Origin of the sequence: Campylobacter sp. RM5004 (assembly GCF_022369455.1) — a bacterium.
GTDB lineage: Bacteria > Campylobacterota > Campylobacteria > Campylobacterales > Campylobacteraceae > Campylobacter_E.
This window is the reverse complement of sequence record NZ_CP059599.1, coordinates 440,357-453,020: the sequence shown is the minus strand read 5'-3', so window position 1 is coordinate 453,020 and position 12,664 is coordinate 440,357. Positions and strand designations below refer to the sequence as shown.

Below are 12,664 nucleotides of genomic sequence, written 5' to 3'. Positions count from 1 at the left end.
CAACTAAAACTATAAATTAATGAATATTGCGTAGATTTGAACGAGAAATTTGACGGATTGTAAGGTATTTATTGTGCTTGATTAAATCTATGATTTTCATCTTCTCGTCCTTTTAAAAAAATTAAGTTTGATTATCTCTTTTTTATCTTAATGATTTATTAAATTAATTGAATTTTAAGCTTAAAATATTTATTGCAAAGTATTTATAAATTTTCTTAATTCTTGCTATGTAATTTAATAAAGCAAAAAGAATTTGAAATAGGAATTAGGATTTGAAATTTTATGAAATTAAGTAGCAAATTCCTATTTTAAATTCTTTGGAATTTGAAATAGGAATTTGAAAAATTATTTTACATTTTCTACTGCATCAAGAATGGTTTTTTGTGATTTTATATCATTTATATCTGTTTTAAAATACAGCTCAACTCTATTATTTTTCACACCTTCACTACCATTATTATCAAATCTAGGGCTGTTTGCTCCATAGCTTTTTATACTAAGTTTTGATGAATCAACTCCGCTTTTAATTAAAATCTCTAAAACTTCTCTTGCCCTTGCTGTTGCTAAATCAAAGCTTGTTAAATAGCTGTCATCATTATCGCTAAAGCCACGAATTTCAAGCTGAACCCCATCTCCTAAGCCGTGCATTATCATTTTAATTCTTTTTAAATAAAGCATATCATCGCTATTACTTACCTTAGTTTCATCTTTGTTAAAAAATAAAACCGATGGTAATTCCATATAAAATTGATTTTCTTTTTGGTCTAAAATTGCTTTTAACTTTTCTATGCTTTCTTGTTGGTTTATATTCTGAGCTTGAAGAGCTTTTGAATCTTCATTATTTGATGGATTATACTTACCATCTGTTTTGCTTTCTTTTTCTACAACTTGTGTGCTAGGAAAATCAAAAATCTTAACAAACTCTTTTGTTAAAGCCTTTGCCTTATCTGTATTAACCGAAGCAATAGCATATAAAGCAATAAATAAAGCAAGTAATAACGAGAAGAAGTCAGCTAGTGGAACAGCCCACTTCTCGCACGCTGGAATCGGTGGGCACTTTTTTTTCTTAGCCATTATTATTCACCAAATTGTGATTTTGGAACAACACCATGTGGCATATATAAGAATAATTTTTGTTCTAAATCTCTTGGGTTTGCACCTTCTGCTATACCAATTACTCCTGCCATCATAAGCTCTTTTTCCATAATAAGGTCGTGTCCATTACCTTTGATTTTATTTCCCCAAGGAACAAACACACCATAACAACAATAAATCCCAGTAACAGTAGCCGTAAAAGCACCCGCAATACCCATAGCCATTGCTTGTGGGTCATCTAGTAGTTGAAGAGCAAGCATAAGTCCGCACACCGCTCCTACAAGTCCAAACGTAGGACATGACTCACCTACACGACAAAAGAACTCTCTACATTCATCATAATAAGTTTCTGAGTGAGAAATATCTAACTCCATACTTTCTTTTATCTCTTCTACGTCTTTACCATCAACCATCATCATCATTGCTGATTTTAAACAAGCATTATCTATTTCTGCTACTTTTGGCTCAAGTGCTAAAAGCCCATCTTTTCTAGCAATTGAAGCAAATTCTACTAATTGATCTACTCTAGCTTGAAAATTCACTCCACTACCTTTAAAAACTATCTTTAGCTCCCTAAAAGCACCTTTTATATAGTATTTATTTGTAGCAACCATAGTTGAGAAAAACGCCGTAGGCAAAACGATAAGAACCGATGATATATGTATAAGATGTAGCGGGTTACCACCCTCTAAAATATCCCCAACGCATATTGAAGTAAGCGCTAAAACCATTCCTAAGACCGTTGTTAAATCCACAATATTTCCTTTATTTTAAATCTAAAAATCATACATTTAATTAGTTAAAATTTCTTCACTATAAACTCTGATGCAATTTTTACCAGCATTTTTAGCTGCATATACTGCTAAATCGGCTTTTTTCATAAAATCATTTGCACAGGTTATTTTGCTAGGAGTTATTGTTGCAATTCCTATGCTTATGCTACTATTCCATTTATCATCTAATCTATCCCCTACTCTTATATTTAACTTTCTAGTTACTTCTAAAAGTTGGTTTGCTAGAATAAATGCACCCCTTGAGTCTGTATTTGGTAAAAGTAAGAAAAACTCATCTCCACCAAGTCTAGCAAATACATCATCAGTTCTAATTGCTTCTTTGATCGCTTGAGAAAATTCTTTTAATACTTTATCTCCCATTTCATGACCATAATTATCATTGATTTCTTTGAAATTGTCCAAATCTATCATGAGCCCACTTGTAAGAAGTAAATTTTCTTTTGCTTCTTCTAAAATTACATCTAAAGCTTCAAATAAATATCTTCTATTAGGCAAATTTGTTAAAACATCAGTAGAAGCTAAAGTTCTTAAAGTTTGATTTGCCGCTGATAATTCTCTAGTTTTTTCCATTACTTTTAACTCAAGATTTCTCTTAAGCTCTAATAATTCATTATTTCTTTTAATTACAACATTTACTAAGCCATTTAAAGCTTTTACTAAAGGTTCTGTTTGTTTATTGGTATTTTGTTCTACCATTTCATAAGCTTCGTTAGGCGAATGTCCTTTATCAATCAAATCAATTTGCTTTGCCATATTTTGATCTGTTCCTAAAATATGAAAAGCAAGCCATGAGATTAAAAATTCTAAAAGACTTCTAACAGCTTCTTTATTAACCCCATCTCCAACTTCAAGGAATAATTGTTGCACTTGCTCTACAAATTGTTTATGGCTTTTTTCGTGTTTTTCATAAAAAATACTATTGATATTTTTTTCTTTCATCAATTTTTCTTCAGCCATAAAGTGATAACTTGCATAATCTAATATCTTCTTAAAAGCTTCATCTAATTCTTGCTTATTAAGAGATTTTTCACTAAGTTTAATCGCAATTTCATTTGTTAAGCTAACTAAATACTTATGTTGCTCATCAACTTCATTTAAACTAGTTTCATAGTCTTTTGTCCAATCAAATAATAAATTCATTTTGTCCCCTTTATTTTAACTCTGCCCAACTTTTGCCTACACTAAGGCTAGTTTTAAGCTTTACATTTAATCCATAAGCATTTTCCATAATATTACGAGCTATTTTAGAAAACTCTAAAACTCTTTCGTCTTTTACTTCAAATATTAATTCATCATGAATTTGCAAAATTAATTTAATTTCTTTATTTAAATATGGATAAAGTTTAATCATAGCTAATTTAATTAAATCAGCAGCCGAGCCTTGCAAAATACTATTTATACATTCTCTATCGTGTGCGTTATTAACCTTTATATCATTTGTATATTTAAAAAATCTCTTCCTACCTAAAAGAGTTTTTATATAACCTAAATCTTTTGTTTGTTTTTTTGTATTTTCAAAGTAATCTTTAATACTACTAAAAGAATTAAAGTATTTTTTGATATATTCACTAGCTTCGCTATAAGGTATTTTTAGCTCTTCACTAAGACGCCTTGCACCCATTCCATAAATTAAACCAAAGTTTATGCTTTTTGCATAATTTCTCTTTTCTTTATCGCTTTCTTTAAAAATCTCAATCGCCGTTCTTGTATGAATATCTTCATCTAATAAAAAGGCTTTTAATAAATTTTCATCTTTACTAAAATGAGCAAGCATTCTTAATTCTATTTGAGAATAATCAAGACTTATAAAAGAATATCCTTGCTTTGCAACAAAAGCTTCTTTTAATAAATTAGCATATTTGCTTCTTGCTGGAATGTTTTGTAAATTTGGATTATTTGAGCTAAGTCTTCCAGTAGCTGTTCCTGTTTGTAAGAAATTTGAGCGAACTATAAATTCATCTTCATTATTTGTATTTAACTCAAGTAAAGGTAGAACATAAGTGCTTAAAACCTTATTAGCACTTCTATATTCTAAGATTATTTTAGCCACAGGATGAGCTAGGTTTTGCAATGCTTCTTCGTTTGTTGAGCCTTTATAATTATTAGGGAGTGCTAATTTCTCATATAAAATCTCTTTTAATTGCTTAGGAGAATTTAGATTAAAGCTTTCGCCAACTTCGCTAAATACTTGCTCTTCTAATTCTTTTAAATTATTTTCTAAGATTGTTTTTAATTCTAATAATTTATTTTTATTAAGACTAATTCCATTAGTTTCTAAAGAAATTAAAACCTTAATAAACTCACATTCATAAACAAAATCTTTTTTACGCTCATCATCTAATTTTGAATACGCATATTCATAAATAGCTTTTGTAATGAATGCATCTTCACTTGCGTATTTACAAGCTAAAGCTGTATCAATATCGCTAAAATTTTCGCCCTTTTTTACCACTTCTTCAAAAGCTAAGCAAGAATAATCAAAATATTCTTTAGCTAAAAAATCAAGAGAAAATTTTGAACTTGGATCAAGCAACCAAGCTGCTATCATACTATCTTTATAATTTTTTGGAAAATTAATTCCTAAATCATTTGAAAGCATTTTTAAATCAAACTTTAAATTATGTCCTATGATTTCGTTTTCAAATAATTTTGCAATAGCTTTAATTGCATCTTCTTTTGAAATATTTTTTGAGTTTTTATGCAAAATCGGCACATAATAACTATTGTTCTCATAGCAAAATGAAAAACCAACAATCTTATCATCAAAATTAAGCCCCGTTGTTTCTGTATCAAAACCTATTACGCCATTAATACTATCAACAACTTTAAATAATTCTTCTTTTGTATCTAATAAAATAGCATTAAAATCCATTGATATTTCTTTTTGTTTTTCTACTTTTACTTCATTGTTTATTAGCTTTAAAAACTTAAATAATTCAAATTCTCTTAATTCATCAGCTATATTATTAAATACATTTATACTAGGTTTTCTAGCACTTTCTAAGAAATCTCCTAAAGGCAAATCATCAACTAATTTTGCTAATTTCTTAGATAAAATTGCGTCTTCTTTATGCTCTATTAGTTTTTTTTGTGAGCTTTTATTACCTAAAACATTTAAATTTTTATATACATTATCAAGGCTTCCGTATTCATTTAATAATTTCTTCGCAGCAACTGGACCTATGCCTGGAATACCTTTAAAATTATCTGCACTATCGCCTACCAATGTTAAATAATCTAGCATTTGATTAGGCTTTACTCCGAATTTTTCTAAACACGCTAATTCATTAATAATTTCATAATTTTTGCCTATTAGCTCGGTATTATTATCATCAAGTAATTGATAAAGGTCTTTATCGGTTGAATAAATGCTTGTAAATAAGCCTTTTTCTTTTGCGTATTTTGCAACACTTGCTATTACATCATCAGCTTCGTAATTTGATACTTCTATGCTTAAAAATCCTGATTTTTTAATAAGCTCAATACAAATTGGAATCTGAACTCTTAAATCATCTTCTAATTCTTTTCTATTTGCTTTATAGTCTGGCAAAAGCTCTTTTCTAAACGAACCACCTGAGCTATCTAGTGCAAATACTACATAATCGCATTCAACTTCTTCAACGATTTTTAAAATAAAGTTAAGCAAACCAAAAATCATTCCTATTGGTTTTTCATCTTTTGCACTTCTTAAATTTCTCATAGCATAGTATGAACGAAATAAAACGTTTAAAGTATCAATTACAATTAATTTTTTCATATTAGCAACCTTTAAAGTAGATTTTAAGAATTTGAAATTCCTATTTCAAATTCTTTAGATTAATTATTAAAAAACTCAGGGTGTTTTTTCTTTAATAATTCCATCGTTTTTATAATAAGTTCGAAGTCATCTTCGCAATCAACCTCATCAATTAATTCAAGATATGCAAAAGCTGCTTTTTCTAAACAATTTTCCTTAACTCCTGCATAATATAAAGCTGCTTTATGCATTAAAGCAATTTCTAGCATTAAATCTTCAATTTCTTCATTTTTCATTAAATTTCTCCAAATAAGTTTTAGTTTGTTCGTAGATTTTAGAATATACATTAGAATCTTTATAAGATGAAAATATTCCGCCACTTGCATTAGCGTGTCCGCCACCATTAAATGCAGTCTTAGCAAATAAACTTACATCTATTTTATTATTTGCTCTAAGAGATATTTTCTTGCCTGGATTTATTTCTAAAAAGAAATCATATTCAGGATTTTTAACTAAAAAATCATTACCTATTACGCTAACATTGCCTATATCATAAACTAATAAGCCTTTTTTGTCTTTATAATATATTGTGTAATCTTCTTTGTTTTCGCTTAAAATTCTTACTAAATAATCACTTATTAGATTGCATAAAGTATCGTTTTTATTGCTTTTAAAGAACTCTTTTTTAATTTTATGTGTTGCATCTTCTAATGCAATATGTGGCTCATTTAGGTGAAAAAATTCTTTAGCTTTATTTAATAAAAAGAACATATAAGCATGGTTTTGCTTAGAAAACATAACTCTATTAATCTCTTTACTACTTGCAATTATTTGCATTAAAATTTTGCCCAGTTCAAAATGCTTATTATCACTTAGCCAAATATCAATACTATTAATAATATCAACCATTAAACTAAGCTCTTTATCTTCGCCAAAAATTTTGCTAAAAAAATCATAAGTAATCTTAGTAGCACACCTTGAGCTATCTAGCAAATACCACGGATATTTTTCCATACAAGCCTTGCCTGTTTGGTGATGATCTAGTAATAATAATTTAGCATTTTCTAACTTTGCAACCCTATTGCTAAAATCTTCGCAAACACTATCAACTGGATTTACATCGGTTATTAAAATAAGTGCTAATTCATTTGGATTTGCTTCTATTTTTTGTATGATTTCATCAAATCTTTCTTCAATTTCTTTGCCATAATTAGAATTATAAAATTCACAATTTTTAAAATAATTAGCTACTACATATTGACAGCCATATCCATCTAAATCAGTATGGCTTAAGTGATATATCTTCATTATTTTCCTTTCTAAATATCTGCATCAATATTGCCTAAGTTATTAAAGTTTGTATTATTTGCCATTTCTGAAAACGCTAATACAACAACTTGCTTTAAGCCATATTTCATACAAATTTCAGCTATTTTTCTTCTTACATTAGATTCTACTAATAATACAAAAGCACTAGATTGCATACTATAATGCTCATTTACCTTATCGTTTAATGCAGTATATAGTGCATGAGTTTGCTCCATGTTAATAGCCAAGGTAATATTTCCTAATTTATTTGTTACTAACATTTCTTGCAATCTTGCATTTACCTTATTTGAAAATGCGTAAAATTGTAAAGTGCCGTTCTCATCTAAATATAAATTAGTAATAACCCTATTTAAAGCAACTCTTACATGATCGGTTATAATATCTTCGTCTTGAGTAACTTTTGCTAAAACTATGATTTGTTCTAAAATACTTCCCATATCTTTAATAGGGATTTGATCTTTTAATAATTGTCTTAAAACCTTTTGAATTAAGCTAATAGGAGCTACTTTTAAGCATTCATCTACAACAATGCTTTGGGTTGCTTTTAATTTTTCTAATAAATAATGCACTTCTTGTAAAGTTAAAAGCTCGGCAGCATTTTGCTTGATTAATTCACTAATATGAGTACAAATCACAGCTCCTGGATGAGCTACAACATAACCACTCATAGTAGCTTTGTTTTTCTCGCTTGGATCAATCCAAATAGCTTTTGAACCAAAAGCAGGCTCAATCACTTCAATACCTTCAAGCTCATCAGTTTCATCAAAACCATTATCAATTGCCAAAAATTTATCAGGATAAATAATATTTTTTGCAACAGGAATTCCTCTTATAATAAAGCAATATTCATTAGGTTGTAACTGCAAGTTATCAGTAATTCTTATATCTTGCATTAAAAAGCCTAAGTTTTTAGCTATTGTTTGACGCATTGTAGGAATTCTATCTACTAAGTCATTTTCAGCAATTTTAAGCAAAGAATAACCTATTTGAAGCTCTAACATTTCAAGTTTTAAGCTATCTTCTGTCTTTTTCTTTCTTTCAGCTGCAATTTCTGCTTCACTCTTTTTAGGTGGTGTGCTTGGTGTTGCACCTGCACTTGTAGGCGCTTGTTGTCCTGCTTGTGTTTTTGGCTTTGTTTTTGTCTTTAAGAAATTTTCATCTTTAGTTTTAAGCATTAAATAGCCTAAACCAGAAAAGACAAAAGCCATAAAACCCAAAGAAAGCGTAGGAAGACCAGGAACTAAAGCAAAAACAAATAAAATAAAGCCTACTATAAACAATGTTTGAGCATCGCCAAATAATTGCTCTAAAGATTTTTCAGCAAACGGTTTTTCTTCTTTACTTGCACGAGTAATTATTATCGCTGTTGCAGTTGAAGTAATAAGACCTGGTATTTGAGATACTAGACCATCGCCTATTGTTAAAATAGTATAATAAGAAGCTGCTAGCGAAATATCCATATCATGCTGAAACATACCTATCATTAAGCCACCAACAACGTTAACGATAGTAATAATAATACCAGCTACCGCATCACCCTTAATAAACTTAGAAGATCCATCCATAGCTCCATAGAAGTTTGCTTCTCCTATGATTTCTTGGCGTCTTTCTCTAGCTTGTTCTTCTGTAATAAGACCTGCGTTTAAGTCCGCATCAATTGCCATTTGCTTTCCTGGCATTGCGTCTAGTGTAAATCTTGCTTGAACTTCGCTTACACGAGTTGAACCCTTTGTTACAACCATGAAATTAATTAAAACTAATATACAAAAAACAACCACCCCTATTACATAATTTCCACCTACAACGAATTCGCCAAAACTTGCGATTATATCGCTAACTGCAGCAGGTCCTTCATGACCTTTGCTTAAAATCATTCTTGTTGTTGCTATGTTTAGACTTAATCTAAAAAGAGTAATTACCAATATTAAGGTAGGAAAGGTTGTAAGATCAGTTGGCTTTGGTATATACATTGAAATCAATATCATAAGCACCGATATTGCAATACTTAAAGCAAGACAAAAATCAAGTATTCCCGAAGGCAATGGAACAATAATAATTGCTAAAATAGCAACTATTAAAAACACCATTGTAAGGCTTTTGAATTTTAGCACCGGTGCTAAATACGGAGCTACTAATTCCCCTATACTTTTTGTCTGTCCTGCCATTATTTTAAAATCTGTTCAAGCGTAATATTTGTTAAAAACACATTAATTTTATTCTGAAGATTATTGATTATTGGATAAATCTTGCAAGTATCATGCCTATTATTAGGGCATTTATCATCGCCACTACATTCAAATACTAAAGGCTCTTTTTTCTCAGCCGAAATTATCACATCTTTTATATTTATTTTACTTGCATCTTTTGCTAAAATAAAGCCGCCATTTATACCTTTATAGGATTTTAAAATATCAGCTCTTGCTAGATTTTGTAAAATTTTTGCTAAAAAACTTCTTGGTATATTTAATTCATTTGATAAAGTATCTACATCAACTGGGCTTTGATGTTTTGCTATATAAATTAAACTAATTAAAGCATACTCACTTGCTCTTGTAAATAACATAATTTTCCTTAAATATTTTTTATATAAATCTTAACTTTTTTTATTTAATACACGAATTAAATTATAGTGATTATTGATTAGCTTTATCAGTAAAGCTAAGAGTAAAGTATCTCCTAAAAAAGGAGATTTTTGTATAAACTAACTAGTTTCTTTTAAATATTCAGCAACTTTTTTTAACTGCTTGAAATTCTTCTTTACTTTTTGGCTTTACGCCATTTTTTTCACACTCTGCTAAATAGCTTTCATAGCTTTGTGTTTTTGTTTTAAAAACTTCTAAAATTTTCTTAAACATTGCTTGTCCTTAATTAACTTGTATAAGCAAACTTGCTTCTTAATTAACCTCAAGCACAATTTGAGTTAAGGCGTTCTTTTTCACGCTTTAAGAACTCTTCTTTGCTTAAAGGCTCTTCGTTTGGGTGCTTTTCCTTATGCTCTTTTAAGTAAGCTTCATAATCAGGAATTCCACAAGCTGCTTTTATTTTGTCAAAAAATCCCATAGCTACTCCTTGTTATAATTTAAAATTAAAAGATAGCATAAAATATTTGCTAATTAATTTCTTTTATGTTCTAATCTAAAATCTCTTGGATTTTGTGGGTTTTTGCTTTGCCATAAGCCTAATTTGTTTGCTCTTGCATATTTTTCATCTTCTAAATATTTTTTAGTGTAATTTTGATAAGACCAAGCACATCCATTTCTTACCATTTTTTGGTTTATATCTTCATTATTCGCATAAACTATACCTACTACTCTTCCGTATTTATCCTTATCTTTTATTTCTAATTTAATCTCTTTTCCTTTTAAAAAATCTCCTAACATATCTTTACAAAACTGCCCGTATTCTTGAGCACTCTCAGGTGCGTCTATACCATAAAATCTAACTTTTATTTTTTCTCCTTTTGTAAGTAAGGTTATAGTATCTCCATCACTTACATGCTCTAGTGAATATTCTTTAGTAAAAGAGCTAAAATAAGAAAAATTTGCAACAACTAAAAATATAATTAAAGCTATTATTTGATATTTAAATGGTAGTTTTTGAATTAATTTCATTTGTGCTTTTGTGGGTTTTTTCATAATTTATCCTTATAATTTTTATTGCATATAATAATAAAATTATTTAATATTGCAGTGTAATTCCTATTTCAAATTCTTAAAATAGGAATTTATTTTAATGTAGGCTAAATTTAAGTGGAACGCTAATATCTAAAATTCTATCATATCTTTTAAATTTAGCATTTTCTACGCTTTTAATACCTGCTTGATTTAAGTTTTCGTATTTTGATGCTTTGATAATTTTTATATTTCTTGCATTTCCATAATCATAAGTAAATCCAACAACCACAATTCCTTGTTCTCTTCTTTTTCTAGAACTCATAGGATAATTTTTCTTAGCACTTTTATTCAATACTGATTGTATATGAGATATAAGCTCATCTTTAGTATTTCCACCAGCCATTGTTTCATTGCTTGGCTTATTATCCTTTATATTGCTTACTTGATTATTTACTTCGTTTATTTCTTGTTTTGCTTCTTCTTTAATTACTTGTTCTTCTTTAATTTCTTTTTTTACTTCCTTTTTTCTTTCTTTTTTAAATTCCTTTTTTGGCTTTTTGAAATGTTTTTTCTTAATAGCTAGCGGCTCTTCTATAATCTCTTCTTTAATCACTTCTTCTTTAATAGCTACGCTAGGAGTATAAAAAAGCACCGATAATGCCTTATCATTCTTAATCTCACTTGCCTTTACATCGAATTTTAAAAAATACACCAACAAAATCGCATGAATTAAAAAGGAGATAAAAAATGCGATTTTATTTTTGTGTTGCAATAGCGAAATTTTCATGTCTTAATTCTTTTAACAAATCTATTACCATTACAAAATACTTATAACTAGCGTTTTCGTCTGAGCGTAAAATAATTATTTCATCTTTACTTATATTATTTAAGCTAGACTTTAGTTCTTCGTAGTTTAAAGCTTTGTCATTGTAAAAAAACTCACCATTTTCATTAATACTAATAAAAGTCTTTTGCTTATCTTCTACACTTACACTATTTTCTGATTTTGGTAAGTTTATAGCGATTTTTTCTTCTGCTATAAAAGTGCTAACACTTAGCACAATACATAGTAAAACCAGCATAATATCAATGAATGGAACTAGATTTAAGCCTTCTTTATTTACTCTCATTGCCAAACTCTGCTAATTTTACTTCTACTTTTCTATTAAAAGCGTTGTATATCATAAGAGTAGGAATTGCTACAACAAGTCCAAGTGCCGTTGCTTTAAGAGCAAGTGAAAGTCCTAGCATAATGTTTTTTGCATCCATGCTAGCAGCATTTGCCATATCATAAAAAGTAATCATAATTCCAATAACCGTGCCTAAAAGCCCGATATAAGGTGCATTTTGATAAACGATGTAAAGACAGGTAAGATTTTTGCTAAGCGCTACTTCTAACTCATTTTTATTTTTATAATTATTTACCTTTACATTGCTAAAAAATATAAGCCTTTCAATACTAAATGCTAAAACTAAAAAACTCATAAAAAACAAAATAGCAAAAACAAAATAATCCAAATATTCTTTTAAAAATTCCATCTCTTCTCCTAAATACTAAAATAAACACATAATGCTGTAATAACAATGCCTAAAATTGTAGATATTAAAGCACCCTTTTTATCTCTTTTACAAAACGCTGTTAAAAAAAGCCCTGAGATATAAAAAATCACTAAAGCAACAGCAAAACCAACTGCTAAAATATCAAACCAAAATCCGCCATTAGATTTATGCAAAAGCAATAAAACACCATATAAATTCCTATCAAAAGATAAAAATCTATGTTCATCTTTACCTAATTTAATCAAGTATTTATTATTTAAAGTTCCCATAGAATAAGTATTTCTTGCAAATTTTACACTTGTATCATCTGGCATTTTTAAATTATTTTCTTTAATAAGATTTATCATTATATCTTTAGCGTTATTGTGATTTACCTCATCTTTTATTTTAATTTCTAAAGTATTTGCTCCAGCATTTACTCCGTAACCAAAAATATAAAAAGCTCCCGTAACAGCATAAATTAATGCCATCGGCAAGAAAAATAAGCTTAAATACAAATGTATTTTCATCCAAGTTTTATTACTAATCATTATTTA

At 28.7% G+C, this 12,664-nt stretch carries 15 protein-coding genes; all 15 read right to left on the bottom strand.

All coding sequences use genetic code 11. The annotated features are described in order from the left end of the window. Positions 1-345: 345 nt before the first annotated feature. Positions 346-1,074 carry a flagellar motor protein MotB gene (gene motB / locus AVANS_RS02315; protein WP_239818048.1) on the bottom strand — a complete coding sequence of 243 codons (729 nt, stop codon included), beginning with the start codon at positions 1,072-1,074 and terminating at the stop codon, positions 346-348. A 2-nt stretch (positions 1,075-1,076) separates the two neighbouring features. Beyond that, a complete protein-coding gene (gene motA / locus AVANS_RS02310) occupies positions 1,077-1,850 on the bottom strand; it encodes a flagellar motor stator protein MotA (RefSeq protein ID WP_239818047.1) in 774 nt (257 codons plus the stop codon). A gap of 36 nt (positions 1,851-1,886) precedes the next feature. Beyond that, on the bottom strand, positions 1,887-3,029 hold the full coding sequence (locus AVANS_RS02305; protein WP_239818046.1) for a GGDEF domain-containing protein: 1,143 nt from the start codon (positions 3,027-3,029) through the stop codon (positions 1,887-1,889). A gap of 10 nt (positions 3,030-3,039) precedes the next feature. After that, positions 3,040-5,646, bottom strand: coding sequence for a DNA polymerase I (polA, locus tag AVANS_RS02300; protein ID WP_239818045.1), 2,607 nt, complete (start codon positions 5,644-5,646; stop codon positions 3,040-3,042). 59 nt (positions 5,647-5,705) lie between these two features. Then, positions 5,706-5,921 carry a hypothetical protein gene (locus tag AVANS_RS02295; protein ID WP_239818044.1) on the bottom strand — a complete coding sequence of 72 codons (216 nt, stop codon included), beginning with the start codon at positions 5,919-5,921 and terminating at the stop codon, positions 5,706-5,708. Next, a complete protein-coding gene (locus AVANS_RS02290; protein ID WP_239818043.1) occupies positions 5,911-6,933 on the bottom strand; it encodes a DHH family phosphoesterase in 1,023 nt (340 codons plus the stop codon). The genes AVANS_RS02295 and AVANS_RS02290 overlap by 11 nt, the downstream gene beginning before the upstream one ends. A gap of 11 nt (positions 6,934-6,944) precedes the next feature. After that, positions 6,945-9,119 (bottom strand): flagellar biosynthesis protein FlhA, encoded by a 2,175-nt coding sequence (gene flhA / locus AVANS_RS02285; RefSeq protein WP_239818042.1) that lies wholly within the window; start codon positions 9,117-9,119, stop codon positions 6,945-6,947. Beyond that, the gene (locus tag AVANS_RS02280) at positions 9,119-9,517 is read right to left on the bottom strand and encodes an Rrf2 family transcriptional regulator (RefSeq protein ID WP_239818041.1); all 399 of its coding nucleotides are present in this window, start codon (positions 9,515-9,517) and stop codon (positions 9,119-9,121) included. Before AVANS_RS02280 ends, flhA begins: the two co-directional genes overlap by 1 nt. 160 nt (positions 9,518-9,677) lie before the next feature. Further along, positions 9,678-9,809 carry a hypothetical protein gene (locus tag AVANS_RS09545; protein ID WP_275583450.1) on the bottom strand — a complete coding sequence of 44 codons (132 nt, stop codon included), beginning with the start codon at positions 9,807-9,809 and terminating at the stop codon, positions 9,678-9,680. 49 nt (positions 9,810-9,858) lie between these two features. After that, positions 9,859-10,014: a YbdD/YjiX family protein gene (locus tag AVANS_RS02275; RefSeq protein ID WP_239818040.1), complete on the bottom strand. Its 156-nt coding sequence runs from the start codon at positions 10,012-10,014 to the stop codon at positions 9,859-9,861. 53 nt (positions 10,015-10,067) lie between these two features. Next, positions 10,068-10,589, bottom strand: coding sequence for a thermonuclease family protein (locus AVANS_RS02270; RefSeq protein WP_239818039.1), 522 nt, complete (start codon positions 10,587-10,589; stop codon positions 10,068-10,070). A 94-nt stretch (positions 10,590-10,683) separates the two neighbouring features. Beyond that, positions 10,684-11,355: a TonB family protein gene (locus tag AVANS_RS02265; RefSeq protein ID WP_239818038.1), complete on the bottom strand. Its 672-nt coding sequence runs from the start codon at positions 11,353-11,355 to the stop codon at positions 10,684-10,686. Next, the gene (exbD, locus tag AVANS_RS02260; RefSeq protein ID WP_239818037.1) at positions 11,324-11,698 is read right to left on the bottom strand and encodes a TonB system transport protein ExbD; all 375 of its coding nucleotides are present in this window, start codon (positions 11,696-11,698) and stop codon (positions 11,324-11,326) included. Before exbD ends, AVANS_RS02265 begins: the two co-directional genes overlap by 32 nt. Next, positions 11,685-12,107 carry a TonB-system energizer ExbB gene (gene exbB, locus AVANS_RS02255; protein ID WP_239818036.1) on the bottom strand — a complete coding sequence of 141 codons (423 nt, stop codon included), beginning with the start codon at positions 12,105-12,107 and terminating at the stop codon, positions 11,685-11,687. Before exbB ends, exbD begins: the two co-directional genes overlap by 14 nt. An 8-nt stretch (positions 12,108-12,115) precedes the next feature. Beyond that, positions 12,116-12,658, bottom strand: coding sequence for a PepSY-associated TM helix domain-containing protein (locus AVANS_RS02250; protein ID WP_239818035.1), 543 nt, complete (start codon positions 12,656-12,658; stop codon positions 12,116-12,118). Positions 12,659-12,664: the final 6 nt, after the last annotated feature.